Annotated in this window: 12 protein-coding genes; 8 read left to right on the plus strand and 4 right to left on the minus strand. The window is 63.7% G+C overall.

Going from position 1 to position 17,654, the window contains the following annotated elements; translation table 11 throughout:
- Positions 1–126: 126 nt before the first annotated feature.
- Both J3P96_RS22660 and J3P96_RS22665 read left to right on the plus strand, forming a co-directional pair.
- A complete protein-coding gene (locus J3P96_RS22660; RefSeq protein WP_434625850.1) occupies positions 127–678 on the plus strand; it encodes an NUDIX hydrolase in 552 nt (183 codons plus the stop codon).
- Positions 679–718: 40 nt separating this feature from the next.
- Positions 719–1,225 (plus strand): L,D-transpeptidase family protein, encoded by a 507-nt coding sequence (locus J3P96_RS22665; RefSeq protein ID WP_434653573.1) that lies wholly within the window; start codon positions 719–721, stop codon positions 1,223–1,225.
- 200 nt (positions 1,226–1,425) lie between these two features.
- Here the strand turns inward: J3P96_RS22665 and J3P96_RS22670 are convergent, their stop codons facing one another.
- A complete protein-coding gene (locus J3P96_RS22670; RefSeq protein WP_434653574.1) occupies positions 1,426–1,734 on the minus strand; it encodes a DUF6124 family protein in 309 nt (102 codons plus the stop codon).
- Positions 1,735–3,275: 1,541 nt separating this feature from the next.
- Between J3P96_RS22670 and J3P96_RS22675 the strand changes: the two genes are divergently transcribed.
- The 5 genes from J3P96_RS22675 to nagE are packed head-to-tail and all read left to right on the plus strand — an operon-like array spanning position 3,276 to position 10,444.
- Positions 3,276–4,007 (plus strand): GntR family transcriptional regulator, encoded by a 732-nt coding sequence (locus J3P96_RS22675; RefSeq protein WP_434653575.1) that lies wholly within the window; start codon positions 3,276–3,278, stop codon positions 4,005–4,007.
- 16 nt (positions 4,008–4,023) lie between these two features.
- The gene (gene nagA, locus J3P96_RS22680; protein ID WP_434653576.1) at positions 4,024–5,130 is read left to right on the plus strand and encodes an N-acetylglucosamine-6-phosphate deacetylase; all 1,107 of its coding nucleotides are present in this window, start codon (positions 4,024–4,026) and stop codon (positions 5,128–5,130) included.
- On the plus strand, positions 5,111–6,133 hold the full coding sequence (locus J3P96_RS22685; protein ID WP_434653577.1) for an SIS domain-containing protein: 1,023 nt from the start codon (positions 5,111–5,113) through the stop codon (positions 6,131–6,133). The genes nagA and J3P96_RS22685 overlap by 20 nt, the downstream gene beginning before the upstream one ends.
- A 53-nt stretch (positions 6,134–6,186) precedes the next feature.
- Positions 6,187–8,700 carry a phosphoenolpyruvate--protein phosphotransferase gene (gene ptsP / locus J3P96_RS22690; protein ID WP_434653578.1) on the plus strand — a complete coding sequence of 838 codons (2,514 nt, stop codon included), beginning with the start codon at positions 6,187–6,189 and terminating at the stop codon, positions 8,698–8,700.
- A gap of 34 nt (positions 8,701–8,734) precedes the next feature.
- Positions 8,735–10,444 (plus strand): N-acetylglucosamine-specific PTS transporter subunit IIBC, encoded by a 1,710-nt coding sequence (nagE, locus tag J3P96_RS22695; RefSeq protein WP_434653579.1) that lies wholly within the window; start codon positions 8,735–8,737, stop codon positions 10,442–10,444.
- A gap of 333 nt (positions 10,445–10,777) precedes the next feature.
- Here the strand turns inward: nagE and J3P96_RS22700 are convergent, their stop codons facing one another.
- A complete protein-coding gene (locus J3P96_RS22700) occupies positions 10,778–11,089 on the minus strand; it encodes an NGG1p interacting factor NIF3 (protein WP_434653580.1) in 312 nt (103 codons plus the stop codon).
- A gap of 4 nt (positions 11,090–11,093) precedes the next feature.
- Entirely contained in the window at positions 11,094–14,990 is a 3,897-nt protein-coding gene (gene purL, locus J3P96_RS22705; protein ID WP_434653581.1) for a phosphoribosylformylglycinamidine synthase, read from the minus strand.
- Positions 14,991–15,278: 288 nt separating this feature from the next.
- Between purL and mltF the strand changes: the two genes are divergently transcribed.
- Positions 15,279–16,739: a membrane-bound lytic murein transglycosylase MltF gene (gene mltF / locus J3P96_RS22710; protein ID WP_434653582.1), complete on the plus strand. Its 1,461-nt coding sequence runs from the start codon at positions 15,279–15,281 to the stop codon at positions 16,737–16,739.
- Positions 16,740–16,908: 169 nt separating this feature from the next.
- Here the strand turns inward: mltF and pdxJ are convergent, their stop codons facing one another.
- Positions 16,909–17,652, minus strand: a complete 744-nt coding sequence (pdxJ, locus tag J3P96_RS22715) for a pyridoxine 5'-phosphate synthase (RefSeq protein ID WP_434653583.1) — start codon at positions 17,650–17,652, stop codon at positions 16,909–16,911.
- Positions 17,653–17,654 lie beyond the last annotated feature (2 nt).

A 17,654-nucleotide genomic window follows, 5' to 3' on the forward strand; every position in this document is an offset into this window, starting at 1 on the left:
TGCCTAGCATCATGCACCAATCAGCCAGGCGGCCCAAGCCCCGGAACCACGTCATGTCGCGAAACGACAACTTGCCGATACCCGCCCGCACACGCCAAGATAGGCGCAGCCTCCAGGAATCCAAGCATGAAATTCTGCAGCCAGTGCGGTAACCCGGTGACCCAGCGCATACCCGAGGGCGACTCGCGCCTGCGCTTCGTCTGCGACACCTGCCACACCATCCATTATCAGAACCCCAATATCGTTGCCGGATGTGTACCGACCTGGGGTAGCAAAGTCCTTTTATGCCGCCGCGCCATCGAACCGCGCCGCGGTTATTGGACGTTGCCGGCGGGCTTCATGGAAAACGGCGAGACCGTCGAGCAGGCCGCCGTCCGTGAAACCGCCGAGGAAGCCTGCGCCCGGGTGCGAAACCTGAGCATCTATACGCTGATCGACGTACCGCACATCAGCCAGGTGCATGTATTCTTCCGCGCAGAGCTGGTCGACATGGATTTTGCCGCCGGGCCCGAGAGCCTGGAAGTGCAGCTGTTCGAAGAAACCGAGATTCCGTGGGACGAGCTGGCTTTCCGCACGGTGGGCCGTACCCTGGAATACTTTTACGCGGACCGACGGGCCGAGGATTTCCCGGTGCGATCCGAGTCGATACCGCCGCTGGCCCAGCCTGCCAATACCTGAACATCAATATAGTCGCGACACCTCTAGGGATATCGTTTTAATGCGCTGGTTGCTTGTCCTGTTCTGCCTGTCGTTTACCGCTGTGTCCCAAGCCGCCGCCGTGGGAACCTATAACGGCAAGGTCATTGAAAAAGTCCTGGTGCTGAAGTCCGCCCATCAATTGCAATTGATCATCGACGGCAAGCCGCTGAAGACCTATCGCATCTCCCTGGGCAAGGGCGCCAAGAAAGGCCCCAAGCTGATCGAAGGCGACAAGCGCACCCCCGAGGGTTTCTACTGGCTGGACTGGCGCAAGACCAGCGAGCGCTTCTACCTGTCGATGCACATTTCCTACCCCAACATCAGCGACGCCGCCCGCGCCCGCCGCGAAGGCGTGGAGCCGGGGGGAATGATCATGATCCACGGCACGCCGGATTCGGAGGAGAACCCTGAGCAGTTGTTCCATACGCTGGACTGGACCGATGGCTGCATCGCCATGCGCAATGTGGATATGCGTGAGGTGTGGAACCTGGTGCCGGATGGGACGATGATCGAGATTCGCCCATAACTGCGCAAGGAGCCTTTGTGGCGAGGGAGCTTGCTCCCGCTGGGCTGCGCAGCAGCCCCAAGACCCGACAGCGCGGTGTATCAGGCAGATTGAGTTGCTGGCCTTGGGGTCGCTTCGCAACCCAGCGGGAGCAAGCTCCCTCGCCACAGGGGGCCTGGCGTTCCCGCATCGTGCTAGGGATGAGCCCACTCCTTATGGCATCAAGTTCGAAGCTCGACCCGATCCAAGGCCTTGTTCGTCAGCAACTCCCCTAGCTCTATCATCTGCACCACGCCCAATGCCACGTGCCGTCGTGAGCCGTCGAGATTGAATGCCAAGTCGCTGAGCATTGCATTGGCCGAGGCCAGGGTTTCGCTGAGGTTGGCTAGCAGGGTTTCGGTGTCGATGCTGTCCGCCACGTTGAACAGTTGGGTCGAGGATTGGGGGTCTGAATCGCTGTCGTCGGGCTTGGGATTCTGGTCCATAGCGCGATCGGCGGGGTTCGGCGGGTTTGGGGTTTCTTTGATCATGGTCTTGCTCCTAGAGATGGAGCGCCTGCATTTGTATGGTGGGCGCCTGTGCGCCTAGAGATGCTCGGATTCTCACGTCCGGTCGCTGAATTGGCAGCGACGCATGAAGACTAGAGCCCTGACTTCCGAAGGACAACCTTAAAAACATGTCGGAAATTTCGGGGCGTCTGACAGACCACCCATCTGATCGGGGATGTTTCCCACAGAGTTCCGGGTAGTCTTTTTGGAAGCTGAATTGGGTACATATCCGTTGCTGCGGTAACGGCTGGTAATGGTTCCGCTTTTACAGCGGCTCACTTTTAAGAGGCGCAAAAGTAAGCAAAACGCCTTTGCCCCACCACTCGGTGCCTCGCCTGGGCTCGGCATGCCCTCACTCCGGCATTGCTCCGTGGGCCCGCCGCGAAGGGCCGTCCCTGGCCCAGCGCGGCTATCCCGGCATCCATGCCGGGATGCCCACTCCACAATGCCTGCGTTCGGCCAGCGTGGTTAACGGGGCGCCGAAATCAACGTCCACCACGAGGCGGCCTGAAGCCGACCTGACTCTTGATGGAATCGCATTTCTCCTGTGGGTGCGAGCCTGCTCGCGAAGAGGCCGGTACATCCAACATCTTCATTGACTGACACTCCGTCTTCGCGAGCAGGCTCGCTCCCACATTCGATCTTCAGCAGCTACAAAATTTGCGTACGCCATAGCCCCTGTCGGAGCGAGCTTGCTCGCGATGAGGCCGGCACATCCAGCATCTTCATCAACTGACATTCCGCCTTCGCGAGCAGGCTCGCTCCCACATTCGATCTTCAGCAGCTACAAAATTTGCGCACACCGCAGCCCCCCTGTGGGAGCGAGCCTGCTCGCGAAGAGGCAGGCACAGCCAGCATCTTCATCAACTGACACTCCGCCTTCGCGAGCAGGCTCGCTCCCACAGTTGGATCGAAGTACAACCGCCAAAGACAGGCCGGCTCTTGCTCTTGCTCTTGCTCTTGCTCTTGCTGTGTTTTTGACTTTGATCTCAGCGCCCCGTTAACCACGCTGGCCGAACGCAGGCGTTGCGCAGTGGGCACCTCGGCAAGGATGCCGAGGTAGCCGCGCTGGGCCAGGGACGGCCCTTCGCGGCGGGCCCACGGAGCAATGCCGGAGTGAGGGCACACCGAGCCCAGGCGAGGTGCCGAGTGGTGGGGCAAAGCGCTTTTGGTTACTTTTGGCGCTCTTCCAAAAGTGACCCGCTGTAAAAGCGGAACCATAAGTAGCCATCACCGCAGCAACGGATATACACGCCGCCCCCTCCGGTCGCAAAAAAAATAAATATCAAATCCCCTAATTTACAACCCATGCATACCACTGCCCTCCTGAAACCACCACCCAACGCCGTACGCTCACGAACCCTCCTCCGCCCGGTAATACCACTTAAAGCCAACCCCCTCGAAACACCCCATAAACGCCCAAAAACCAACCAGATCCCGCGTTGACATGGTATTCAAGTGGTATTAGCTTCCACCCAACTTACCGAGCGACAACGCCCAAAAAAACCGCATCGGACATCCCCATGAACGACATCCAGACCCTGCGTCCTGACGATACCCAACCCACCCCGCTCTACCTGCAATTGGCCCGCAACCTGGAAGCCGCCATCCACGCCGGCCAATGGAAAGCCGAGCAGGCAATGCCGTCCGAGCGCAGCCTCAGCGAACAACTGGGCATCTCCCGGGTCACCGCCCGCAAAGCATTGGAAGTGCTGTTCGAACAAGGCCTGATCCGCCGTAACCAGGGTTCGGGCACGTTCATCACCCCGCGCCTGGAACAACCGCTGTCACGCCTCAGCGGCTTCAGCGAGATGCTCCGGCTCAAGGGCTTCGTGCCCGGTTCGCAATGGCTGGAACGCGAGATCACCCCGCCGACCCACGAAGAACTGATCCGCCTGGGCCTGTCGCCCACCGACAAAGTCGCGCGGCTCAAGCGCCTGCGCAAGGCCGATGACACGGTCATGGCGATTGAAATGAGCACGCTGCCGGCATCGATCATTCCCAAGCCACAGGCGGTGGGCGATTCGCTGTACGAGTTCCTCAATGGCATTGGCAAACCGGTCGTTCGCGCGCTGCAACACATCCAGGCGATCAACGCTTCCGATGAATTCGCCGCCCTGGTGGGCATCGCCCCCGGTACTGCGATGTTGCTGATGACGCGGGTCGGCTACCTGGAAGACAACACGCCCATCGAAGTCACCGACACCTATTGCCGCAACGACTACTACGACTTTGTCGCCGAGCTGCGGCGCTAGAGACCAGAGAATTCCCATGTCCGAAGACAACATCCTCACCGCCAACGGCTGGATACGCGGCCGCCTGGTCCACGAACACGGCAAGGTCGCGGCCATCGAAGGCCAGCCCTGCGACCCGGCGAGCAACGACCTGCCCTATCTGCTGCCCGGCTTCATCGACCTGCATGTGCACGGCGGTGGCGGCAAGGACATCATGGAGGGCGCGACGGCGTTCGAGACGATCGCCCGAACCCACGTGCGCTTCGGCACCACGTCGCTGCTCGCCACCACCATGACGGCACCGAGCGAAGAAATCGCCGGGGTGCTCAAGGCCCTCGGCGAATACTGCGAACAGCGGCCCGGCGGCAGCGCGCGGGTGCTCGGCGTGCATCTGGAAGGGCCTTATATCAACCCCGGGAAACTCGGCGCCCAACCGAATTTCGCCCACACCGCGTTGATGGCGGAAGTGGAGGCTTATCTCGCCCTGGCGCCGATCCGGGTGATCACCATTGCGCCAGAAATCGCCGGGCACGATGCCTTGATCCGCGCCCTCAGCGCCCGCGGCGTGCGCATGCAGATCGGCCATACCCTCGGCAGCTACGAAGAAGGGGTCGCGGCGCTGGCCGCCGGGGCCAGCAGTTTTACCCATTTGTATAACGCCATGAGCCCGCTGCATCACCGCGAACCGGGTATCGTCGGCGCGGCGCTGGCCCACGCGCAATATGCCGAATTGATCCCTGATCTGCTGCACGTGCACCCCGGCGCCATGCGCGTGGCCCTGCGTTCGATTCCGTGCCTGTATTGCGTCACCGACTCGACGGCCGCCGCCGGCATGCCCGACGGCGAATACAAGCTGGGCAGCCACACCGTGACCAAATGCCTGGGCGGCGTGCGGCTGGCCGACGGCACGCTGGCCGGCAGCACTCTGACCATGGACCAGGCCCTGCGCAACCTGGTGAAGATCGGCCTGCCCATCGCCGAAGCCTCGCAACGCCTGTCGCAATTTCCCGCCGATTACCTCGGCCTGCCCGAACGCGGACGCCTGCACCCCGGCGCCTGGGCCGACTGTGTGCGCCTTGACCGTTCCCTGAACCTGACCGACGTGATGGTCGAAGGAGAAGCCATTGTCTTCCAGAATGCTTGAAGAGGCCCTCGCCTCGTCCGATGCCGTCGAGCGCCAGTTGCAGCGACTGGATCCGGCCCTGCAGGAAATCGCCGGACGCCTGCGCCGCCAGCCGCCGCAAGTGGCGATGACCGTCGCCCGGGGCAGTTCCGATCATGCCGCCAGTTACTTCGCCTACCTGACCATGCAGCACCTGGGCTTGCCGGTGGCGTCGTTGCCCATGTCGGTGGTAACCCTGCAACAGGCGCCGCTCAAGGTCAGCGGCCAGGTGGCCTTTGCCTTTTCCCAGTCCGGGCAGAGCCCCGACCTGGTGAACAGCCTGCGTCTGTTGCGCAAGCGTGGCGCGCTGAGCGTGGCGATGGTCAACGCCGAGGATTCGCCGCTGGAGGCTGCCTGTGAATTCAGCGTGCCGCTGTGCGCCGGCGTCGAAAACAGCGTCGCCGCGACCAAGAGTTTCATCGCCACCCTCAGCGCCAGCACGCGGCTGGTGGCGCACTGGAAGGACGATTCCGAGTTACTGGAGGCTGGCCGCGCGTTGCCCGAAGGCTTGCGCGACGCCGCGCGCCAGGATTGGAGCCCGGCCGTCGAGGCCCTGCGCGACTGTACGCGGTTGATGGTGATCGGCCGTGGCGCCGGGTTCGCCATCGCCCAGGAAGCGGCGCTCAAATTCAAGGAAACCTCGGCGATTCAAGCCGAGGCCTTCAGCAGCGCCGAAGTCCGTCACGGGCCGATGGCGCTGATCGACGAACACTATCCGCTGCTGGTCTTCGCTCCGCGGGGAGCCGAGCAGGCCGGCGTGTTGAGCCTGGCCGCCGACATGCGCCAACGCGGCGCGCGGGTGCTGCTGGCCGCCCCCGATGACAATGCCGAACGCGACCTGACCCTGTCCCGCGCCGAACACCCGGCCCTGGACCCGATCCTGGCGATCCAGAGCTTTTATGGCATGGCCGCCCGGCTGGCCGTGGCCCGAGGCCTGGATCCGGACCAGCCACGGCACTTGAGCAAGGTCACCCGAACCCACTGAGCCGACGGCGTCTTTTAACGCAAGGCCAACCCGATTTCAAAGAGAGCGAGCCCATGCCCAATAACAATAAAGAGCTGACCCTCAGCGCCCCGCTCAGCGGTCCGCTGCTCACCCTCGCCAACGTCCCGGACGCGGTGTTCGCCAGCGGCGCGATGGGCGACGGGATCGCCATCGACCCCCTGAACGACACGCTCTACGCACCCTGTGACGGTGAGGTGATCCACGTCGCTCGGACCGGCCACGCCGTGACACTGCGGGCCGACAACGGCGCCGAACTGCTGCTGCACCTGGGGCTGGAAACCGTCGAGTTGCAGGGCGACGGGTTCTCGATGCTGGTCAAGCAAGGCGCCCGGGTCAGCAACGGGCAAGCGTTGCTGCGCTACGACCTGGACCGCGTGGCACTGCGCTGCAAAAGCCTGGTGAGCCTGCTGGTCATCACCAATGGCGAGCGCTTCCAGGCACGGCCAATCACCCTCAAAGCGGTCAAGGTCGGCGAGCCGTTGCTGCATATCGTCGCCCGGGCGGCGGGCGAAACCCGCAGCGATGAGCCGCAGGACGGCATCGAAGTGTCCGGCCAGGTCCGCATCGCCCACCGAGGCGGCCTGCACGCCCGCCCCGCCGCCCTGGTTCGTCAGACCGCACAACGCTTCAAGAGCCGCTCGCACCTGCATTTCGGCGACCACTCGGCGCCCTGCGACAGCGTGATGGGCATGATGGGCCTGGCAATCACCGAGCAGGCCGAAGTCCATGTCAGTTGCCGCGGCAGTGATGCCGAAGCGGCGTTGCAAGCGTTGTTGAAGACGTTATCCACGGCCTTGGCCGAAGAGATTCACGCCGACACGCCACGGGTCCAGGCGCCGAACCATGCCGCCGAGGATGGCGTGCTGCACGGTGTCTGCGCCGCACCCGGCCTGGTCACCGGCCCGCTGGTTCGATTGGACGGCATTCAATTGCCCGAGGACCTCGGTGGTCACGACGTTGAAGAACAACGACAACGGCTGCGCCAAGCCCTGGAGCAGGTCAGCCGCGACATCGGTGTTACGTTGGAAAATGCCAAGGCCCGGCACCACGCGGATGAGCAGGCGATTTTCAGCGCTCATCTGGCGCTGCTGGAAGACCCGGTCCTGCTGGACGCCGCTTACCTTTCCATTGATCAGGGTTGCGCGGCGGCCCACGCCTGGAGCCGCTCCATCGACGTGCAGTGCCAGGTGCTGCGGCAATTGGGCAGCACGTTGTTGGCCGAGCGCGCCAATGATCTGCACGACTTGCGTCAGCGGGTCTTGCGGGTGTTGCTTGGTGAGGCGTGGCAATTCGACGTGCCGGTGGGCGCGATTGTCGCCGCGCAGGAGCTGACCCCCTCGGACCTGCTGCAACTCGGCGCCCAGGGCATGGCCGGCGTATGCATGGCCGAAGGCGGCGCGACGTCCCACGTAGCGATCCTGGCCCGGGGCAAAGGCCTGCCCTGCCTGGTGGCGTTGGGCGAGGCGCTGCTCGAACAGGCGCGGGGGCGAACGGTGGTGCTGGACGCTGACAATGACCGCCTCGAACTCACGCCCAGCGCCGAGCGCCTGACGCAGGTCCGCCAAGCCCAAGCCCAACGCGCCGCCCTGCGCACCTGGCATCAGTCCCTGGCCCACACGCCGGCGCGAACCGTTGATGGGGTCGATGTCGAAATCGCCGCCAACGTCGCTTCCAGCGCCGAAGCGGGCGAGGCCTTCGCCAACGGTGCCGATGGCGTCGGTTTGTTGCGCACCGAATTTCTTTTTGTCGACCGTCACACGGCCCCCGACGAAAGCGAGCAACGCCAGGCCTATCAAGCCGTGCTCGATGCCATGGTCGACAGGCCGGTGATCATCCGCACCATCGATGTCGGCGGCGACAAGCAGCTGGATTACCTGCCGCTGCCGGCCGAAGCCAACCCGGTGCTCGGCCTGCGCGGCATACGCCTGGCCCAGGTGCGCCCGGAATTGCTCGATCAACAATTGCGCGCCCTGCTGCAGACCCGTCCGTTGAATCGCTGCCGGATCCTGTTGCCAATGGTCACCGAAGTCGACGAACTGCTGCACATCCGCCAGCGCCTTGATGCCTTGGGCACCGAGCTGGGCCTGGGCGAGCGTCCGCATCTGGGGGTGATGATCGAAGTGCCGGCCGCCGCCCTGCTCGCCGAGCAACTGGCCGAGCACGCGGACTTCCTGTCTATCGGCACAAACGACCTGTCCCAGTACACCCTCGCCATGGATCGCGACCACGCCGGCCTCGCCGCCCGGGTCGATGCCCTGCACCCGGCGCTGTTGCGGCTGATCGCCCAGACCTGCGCCGGCGCGGCCAGGCATGGACGCTGGGTCGGCGTGTGTGGCGCCCTGGCTTCCGATCCCCTGGCGACACCGGTGTTGATCGGGCTGGGTGTACGAGAGCTATCGGTCAGCCCGCCACAGATTGGTGAAATCAAGGACCGCGTGCGCCACCTCGACGCTGCCCAATGCCGCCGCATCAGTACCGATTTGCTGAATCTGCCGAGCGCCGCCGCTGTGCGCCAGGCCTGTCACCAACACTGGCCTCTGGGCTGAGCCACGTCGAACAACAACAAAAAGGAGAGACGCCATGTACCAGCATTTCATCGAAGGGCTGCAACGCCTCGGCCGGGCGCTGATGCTGCCGATCGCGATCCTGCCGATTGCCGGCCTGCTGTTGCGCCTGGGTGACACGGACCTGTTGAATATCGCGATCATTCACGACGCCGGCCAGGCGATCTTCGCCAACCTGGCGCTGATTTTCGCCATCGGCATTGCCGTGGGCTTCGCCCGGGACAACAACGGCACCGCCGGGCTGGCCGGGGCGATCGGCTACCTGGTCATGATCGCGACGCTGAAGGTACTCGACGCGACCATCAACATGGGCATGCTCGCCGGGATCATCAGTGGCCTGCTGGCCGGCGCGCTGTACAACCGTTTCAAGGACATCCGGTTGCCGGAGTACCTGGCGTTTTTTGGTGGCCGGCGTTTCGTGCCGATTGTCACCGGTTTCAGCGCCGTGGGCCTGGGCGTCGTGTTCGGCCTGATCTGGCCGCCGATCCAGCATGGCATCAACGGCTTCGGCGAACTGCTGATGGCCAGCGGCAGCTTCGGCGCGTTCGTGTTCGGCGTGTTCAATCGGCTGCTGATCGTCACCGGCCTGCACCACATCCTCAACAACATGGCCTGGTTCATCTTCGGCAGCTTCACCGACCCGGCGACCGGCGCGGTGGTCACCGGTGACCTGACCCGCTATTTCGCCGGCGACCCCAAGGGCGGCCAGTTCATGACCGGCATGTTCCCGGTGATGCTCTTCGGCCTGCCCGCCGCGTGCCTGGCGATGTATCGCAACGCCCTGCCCCAGCGGCGCAAAGTGATGGGCGGGATCCTGCTGTCGATGGCGCTGACCTCGTTCCTGACCGGCGTCACCGAGCCGATCGAATTCGCCTTCATGTTCCTTGCGCCACTGTTGTACCTGGTCCACGCGTTGCTCACCGGTCTGTCGATGGCGGTGACCAACCTGTTGGACATTCACCTGGGCTTCACCTTTTCGGGTGGTTTCATCGACATGGTGCTGGGCTGGGGCAAATCCACCAACGGCTGGCTGGTCGTCCCGGTGGGCCTGGCGTACGCGCTGATCTATTACCTGGTGTTCGACTTCTGCATCCGCCGCTTCGATCTCAAGACCCCGGGGCGTGAAGAGGTGCCGGCGGGCGACAAACCGGTCATCACCGAAAACCAGCGAGCCGCAGCCTACATCCAGGCGCTGGGCGGTGCCGACAACCTGATCACCGTCGGCGCCTGCACCACTCGCCTGCGCCTGGACATGGTGGACCGCAACAAGGCGTCCGACGCCCAGCTCAAGGCCCTCGGCGCCATGGCCGTGGTTCGCCCGGGCTATGGCGGTAGCTTGCAGGTGGTGGTCGGGCCGATGGCTGACAGCATCGCCGATGAAATCCGCCTGGCATTGCCCTCCTCCGAACAGACGGCCCCTGTCGCTGTACTGGATAGCGTTGAACCGTCACCACAGGTCGGCGCTGTCGAAGCACAGAAATGGCTGGATGCCTTGGGCGGCAATCACAACGTGGTGCAACTCGATTGCGTGGCGATGAGCCGTTTGCGGGTGCAATTGGCCGATGGCAAGGGATTGTCGGAAAGCCAGCTCAAGACGCTTGGCTGCCAGGGGGTCAGCGCGCTGGAGGATGGCGTGTGGCATTTGTTGCTGGGGGAAAAAGCGCCGGGGGTGTGGCGGGCGTTGGAGGCGGTGATCGTGAACCCCAAGGCTGGGGTCAAGGCTTAGATTCCTGGTGTCTGTTCTGGCCTCTTCGCGAGCAGGCTCGCTCCCACAGGGTACGGTGTGAGTCACGAATATCTGCAACACCACAAAACCACTGTGGGAGCGAGCCTGCTCGCGATGGGGCCGGCACAAGCAACATCAAATATCTGATACACACAATCCCCGTGGCGAGGGAGCTTGCTCCCGCTGGGTCGCGCAGCGGCCCCGGTTTTTGCGACTGCTACGCAGCCGAGCGGGAGCAAGCTCCCTCGCCACGGGATTCGCGTACACCGAATCGCAGCCAATAAAAAACCCGCTGAATCAATCAGCGGGTTTTTCATTTCGGCCTGAGGAGGATCAGAAATCCTCCAAGCGCGACACTTCATACGCCGGTGTCTCGTAGGGGTGGCTCTGTTTCAGCGCCTCCACCACGGGCCGGATCAACCCGTCGGCCACTACCAGCTCCACCTTCCATTCCTCGACCTGCTCGACGTGCCCCGCCTCGCCAATGAACGGCTGGCTGCCGTCCAAGGGGCGAAACTGGCCCAGGCCCAGCACTTGCCAGGCGCAGTGGTCATAGTCGCCGATCCGCCCGCCACCGGCGGCGAATACCGCGCTTTTGACCACGTCCACATGGCTGGCCGGGACGAAGAAGCAGAGCTTGTACACCGCCTCAGTTCACCCAGACGCGCGCGTTGCGGAACATGCGCATCCATGGCGCGTCTTCGTTCCAGTCGTCCGAACGCCACGAGTTCTGCACGGCGCGGAACACTCGCTCCGGGTGCGGCATCATGATCGTGACGCGGCCGTCGCGGCTGGTCAGGCCGGTGATCCCGCGTGGCGAGCCGTTCGGGTTGGCCGGGTAGGTTTCGGTGACCTTGCCATGGTTGTCGACAAAACGCAGCGACACACAACCGGACAGATCGGCTTCAAGCAATGCTTCTTCGCTTTCGAATTCCGCATGGCCTTCGCCGTGGGCAATGGCGATCGGCATGCGCGAACCGGCCATGCCCTGCAGGAAGATCGAGTTCGACTCCTGCACCTGGACCATCGCCACGCGCGCTTCGAACTGCTCGGAGCGGTTGCGCACGAAGTGCGGCCAGAACTCGCTGCCCGGAATCAGCTCGTGCAGGTTGGACATCATCTGGCAACCGTTGCACACGCCGAGGGTGAAGCTGTCGGTGCGCTCGAAGAAGCCCTGGAACGCGTCGCGGGCGCGGCTGTTGAACAGCGCCGACTTGGCCCAGCCTTCACCGGCACCCAGCACGTCGCCGTAGGAGAAGCCGCCGCAAGCGACCATGCCCTTGAAGTCGTTCAGGTCGACACGGCCGGCGAGGATGTCGCTCATGTGCACGTCGATCGCGTTGAAGCCGGCGCGGTCGAATGCCGCGGCCATTTCCACCTGGCCGTTGACGCCCTGCTCGCGCAGGACCGCCACTTGCGGGCGAATGCCTTTCTTGATGTAAGGCGCGGCCACGTTGTCGTTGACGTCGTAGCTGAGCTTGGCGCTCAGGCCCGGGTTGTCTTCTTCCAGGATCGCGTCGAATTCCTGCTCGGCGCAGTCGGCGTTGTCGCGCAGGCGCTGGATCTGGTAGCTGGTCTCGGCCCACTGGCGCTGCAACAGGCGGCGCTGGCCTTCGAAGACGGTGTCGCCATTGAAGGTGATATTGATGTGGGCATTGTTGATCGGCTGGCCGATCACCGAGACGCACTCGGCCAGGCCGGCGGCGCTGAACTGGGCGAGGATATCCGGGGTGGCGTCCTGGCGAACCTGGATCACCGCACCGAGCTCTTCGTTGAACAGGATGGCCGGGATTTCGCCGGCCGATTCGGCCACGCTGTCCAGGGTCAGGTTCAGGCCGCAGTGGCCGGCGAAGGCCATTTCCATCACGGTGGTCAGCAAGCCACCATCGGAACGGTCATGGTAGGCCAGCAGATGACCGTCGGCATTGAGGCCCTGGATCACGGCGAAGAACGCCTTCAAGTCCTCGGCATCGTCGACGTCCGGCGCTTGCGAGCCGAGCTTGCCATGCACCTGGGCCAGGATCGAGGCGCCCATGCGGTTCTGGCCACGGCCCAGGTCGATGAGGATCAGATCGGTGGTGCCCTTGTCCATGCGCAGTTGCGGGGTCAGGGTCTGGCGGATGTCGGTGACCGGGGCGAAACCGGTCACGATCAGCGACAGCGGCGAGGTCACGCTCTTGTCCACGCCTTCATCGTTCCAGCGGGTGGCCATGGACATGGAGTCCTTGCCCACCGGAATGGTGATGCCCAGCTCAGGGCACAGCTCCATGCCGACAGCCTTGACGGTGTCGTACAGGCGGGCGTCTTCACCCGGGTGACCGGCGGCGGACATCCAGTTGGCCGACAGCTTGATGTCGGAGATCTTGCCGATGCGCGAGGCCGCGATGTTGGTCAGGGTCTCGCCGATCGCCATGCGGCCCGACGCCGGAGCGTCCAGCAGCGCCAGCGGGGTACGTTCGCCCATGGCCATGGCTTCGCCAGTGTAGACGTCGAAGCTGGTGGCGGTCACGGCCACGTCGGCCACCGGCACCTGCCATGGGCCGACCATTTGGTCGCGCGCCACGAGGCCGGTGATGCTGCGGTCGCCAATGGTGATCAGGAAGCTCTTGCTCGCCACGGCCGGGTGATGCAGGACGCGCTCGATGGAGTCGGCGATGTCGAGGGTGGACGGATCGAAATCATCCCCCAGCTCGGCTTCGCGGACGGCCGAACGGTGCATGCGCGGGGCTTTGCCCAGCAGCACTTCCAGCGGCATGTCCACCGGGCTGTTGCCGAAATGACTGTCGGTGACGGTCAGTTGCGGCTCGGCGGTGGCTTCGCCGACGACCGCGAACGGGCAACGCTCACGCTCGCAGATCGCCTTGAAGCGCTCGAAGTCGGCCGGGCCGACCGCCAGGACGTAACGTTCCTGGGATTCGTTGCTCCAGATTTCGTGCGGGGCCATGCCCGGCTCGTCGTTCGGAATGTTGCGCAATTCGAAGCGACCACCACGACCGCCGTCGTTGACGAGTTCCGGGAAGGCGTTGGACAGGCCGCCCGCGCCGACGTCATGGATGAAGCTGATGGGGTTCTGCTCGCCCAGCTGCCAGCAACGGTCGATGACTTCCTGGCAGCGGCGTTCCATTTCCGGGTTTTCGCGCTGGACCGAGGCGAAGTCCAGGTCCGCCGAGCTGGTGCCGGTGGCCATGGAGGACGCCGCGCCGCCACCCAGGCCGATCAGCATGGCCGGGCCGCCGAGGACGATCAGCTTGGAGCCGACCAGGATCTCGCCCTTCTGTACGTGTTCGGCGCGGATGTTGCCCATGCCGCCGGCGAGCATGATCGGCTTGTGATAGCCACGAACCTCTTCACCGCGTGGGGTGTTGATGGACTGCTCGAAAGTACGGAAGTAACCGGTCAGGGCCGGACGGCCGAATTCGTTGTTGAATGCCGCCCCGCCGAGCGGGCCTTCGATCATGATGTCGAGGGCGTTAACGATGCGCTCAGGCTTGCCGTAAGGCTTTTCCCACGGCTGTTCGAAGCCCGGGATCTGCAGGTTCGACACGGTGAAGCCGGTCAGGCCGGCCTTGGGCTTGGCGCCACGGCCGGTAGCGCCTTCGTCGCGGATCTCGCCACCGGAACCGGTGGACGCGCCCGGGAACGGGGCGATGGCGGTCGGGTGGTTGTGGGTTTCGACCTTCATCAGGATGTGCACCGGCTCCTGGACCGCACCGTACTGGCGGGTCTCGGGGTTCGGGTAGAAGCGACCGGCAACGTTGCCGACGATCACCGCCGCGTTGTCCTTGTAGGCCGACAGCACACCTTCGTTGTGCATCTGGTAGGTGTTCTTGATCATGCCGAACAGGCTTTTTTCCTGGCTCTGACCGTCAATGTCCCAACTGGCGTTGAAGATCTTGTGGCGGCAGTGCTCGGAGTTGGCCTGGGCGAACATCATCAGTTCGATGTCGTGCGGGTTGCGCTGCAAGCCCTGGAAGGCGTCGACCAGGTAATCGATCTCGTCTTCGGCCAGGGCCAGGCCCAGCTCGGCGTTGGCTTTTTCCAGCGCGGCGCGGCCACCGCCCAGCACGTCGATAGCGGTCAGCGGCTTGGGTTCGGCGTGGCTGAACAGGCCGGCGGCCTGCTCCAGGTTGCCCAGAACGACCTGGGTCATGCGGTCATGCAGGCCATCGGCAATCAGTTGGGCCTCGGCCTCGCTGAACTCACCGGCGACATAAAAGGCAATGCCGCGCTCCAGACGCTGGATTTTCGCCAGGCCGCAATTGCGCGCAATATCGCTGGCCTTGCTCGACCACGGCGAAATGGTGCCGAAACGCGGCAATACCAGGAACAGACGACCGGTCGGTTCCTGGACGGGAACGCTGGGACCGTACTTCAGAAGGCGCGCGAGCACCTGCTGTTCGTCGCCGGTCAAACCGCCGGTGACTTCGGCGAAGTGAGCGAATTCAGCATACAAGCCACTGACAGCCGGAACGCATCGGTTCAGTTGCTCAAGGAGTTTGCTGTGGCGAAAGGCAGAAAGGGCAGGAGCGCCGCGCAGGATCAACATCTTCGGGACAGCCTCGGGAAGGGGGTGTGCTTTGAGGCCGTGCATTCTAGCCTAAACCGCTGGCAACGGCACCCGAAACGCTACGTGCGATGCCAGCCGGACGTCGGTCATCCCTTGGACGGCTGCAGCCAGGCGTCATTGCGATAATTCAGCGGAGTTATTTTTTTCCGGCGCAACCGCCGCCGCACGCCGGCCCGCCTGCGTTGCGGACACGTTTTGCAACCTCTAGCAGACTGGCCTTTTGCTGTCGATATATGGCGGTCGAGGCCGTTTGCGTATACTGCGCAGATGTTTTCCCCAACGGCTTTGCGTCCGCGGTACGCCAGATGGCTGATCGCAACCGGACTCTTCCTGGTGCTCAGTGGTTGTGTTGAGAAACCCAACACACTGGAGCGCGTAAAGGAGGATGGCGTGCTGCGGGTGGTTACCCGGAACAGCCCCGCCACCTACTTCCAGGATCGCAATGGTGAGACCGGCTTCGAATACGAGCTGGTGAAGCGCTTCGCCGAGGATTTGGGGGTCGAGCTGAAGATCGAGACCGCTGACAACCTCGACGACCTGTTCAGCCAGGTCGGCAAGCCCAATGGCCCGGTGCTGGCCGCGGCGGGCCTGGTCAGCAGCGAACAACGTAAGAAACAGGTGAGGTTCTCCCACGCCTACCTGGAGGTTACCCCGCAGGTCATCTACCGCAACGGCCAGTCCCGCCCCACCGACGCGGCCGCCCTGGCGGGCAAGAAGATCATGGTGCTCAAGGGCAGCTCCCACGCGGAGCAGCTGGCGCAGTTGAAACAGCAGTATCCGGGAATCGAATACGAGGAATCCGACGCGGTTGAAGTCGTCGACCTGCTGCGCATGGTCGATGAAGGCCAGATCGACCTGACGCTGGTGGATTCCAACGAAGTGGCGATGAACCAGGTGTACTTCCCTAACGTGCGCGTGGCGTTCGACCTCGGCGATGCCCGCAGCCAGAGCTGGGCGGTGGGCTCCGGCGAAGACAACAGCCTGCTCAACGAAATCAACGCCTACCTCGACAAGGTGCAGAAGAACGGCACGCTGCAACGCCTCAAGGACCGCTATTACGGGCACGTCGACGTCCTCGGTTACATGGGCGCGACCACCTTCGCCCAGCATCTGCAGCAACGCCTGCCCAAATACGAGCAACACTTCAAGACCTACGCCAAGAAGGAAAAGGTCGACTGGCGCCTGTTGGCCGCGATTGGCTACCAGGAATCGCTGTGGCAACCAACGGTCACCTCCAAGACCGGCGTGCGCGGCCTGATGATGCTGACCCAGAACACCGCCCAGGCCATGGGCGTGTCCAACCGCCTCGATCCGAAGCAGAGCATCATGGGTGGCGCCAAGTACCTGGCCTATATGAAGGAGCAACTGGACGAGAGCATCGAGGAGCCGGACCGCACCTGGTTCGCCCTCGCCGCCTACAACGTGGGCAGTGGTCACTTGGACGACGCGCGCAAGCTCGCCGCCAAGGAAGGACTGAACCCGAACAAGTGGCTCGACGTGAAGAAGATCCTGCCGCGCCTGTCCCAAAAACAGTGGTACAGCAAGACCCGCTACGGCTACGCCCGCGGTGGCGAACCGGTGCATTTCGTGGCGAACATCCGTCGCTACTACGACATCCTCACCTGGGTGACGCAGCCACAGCTCGAAGGCGACCAGGTGGCCGAGGGCAACCTTCATGTACCGGGCGTGGACAAGAGCAAGCCTAACCAGGAATCTCCACAGCTCTAAAAAGCTGAACACAATTCTTGAGGCTGCGGTGCCCCCGTGGCGAGGGAGCTTGCTCCCGCTGGGCTGCGAAGCGGCCCCGAGATTTTGCGGTTGCTACGCAACCGAGCGGGAGCAAGCTCCCTCGCCACAACGGATCAGGCACGCCTTAAGTAAGCTTTATGGAATGGGCTCAGGATTTGGCAGCCGCCAGGATCAACGCTTTCATCTCTGACACAGCCGACTTGAACCCGACGAACAACGCATGGGCCACCAGCGCGTGGCCGATGTTCAGCTCGTTGATGCCCTTGATGGCCGCGACGGCTTCGACGTTGTGGTAATGCAGACCATGGCCGGCGTTGACGATCAGCCCCTGGGCCAGGCCGAAGCTGACGCCGTCGGCGACCCGCTGCAGCTCATCGGCCACGTCCGTAGGTGTCTCGGCGTCGGCGTAACGGCCGGTGTGCAGCTCGATGGCCGGCGCACCGACACGCTTGGAGGCTTCGATCTGCCGTTCATCGGCATCGATGAACAGCGAGACCTCGGCGCCGATCTTCGACAGGCGCTCCACCGCCAGGCTGATCCGCGACTCCTGCCCCGCTACATCCAGGCCGCCTTCGGTGGTCAATTCCTGGCGCGTCTCCGGAACCAGGCAGATGTGCGCCGGACGGATGCGTTCGGCGAACGCCATCATTTCCTCGGTCACGCCCATTTCAAAATTCATGCGAGTCTGCAGCACATCCTTGAGCAGCAGAACGTCGCGTTCCTGGATGTGTCGACGGTCTTCGCGCAAGTGCACGGTGATGCCGTCGGCGCCCGCCTCTTCGGCGTCCAGCGCGGCCTTGACCGGGTCCGGGTAACGCGTACCACGGGCCTGGCGCAGAGTGGCGACATGGTCGATGTTCACGCCGAGAAGAATGCGATTGCTGGTGCTCACGA

The sequence above is a fragment of the Pseudomonas sp. R3-56 genome (genome assembly GCF_051132075.1).
Taxonomy (GTDB): Bacteria; Pseudomonadota; Gammaproteobacteria; order Pseudomonadales; family Pseudomonadaceae; genus Aquipseudomonas.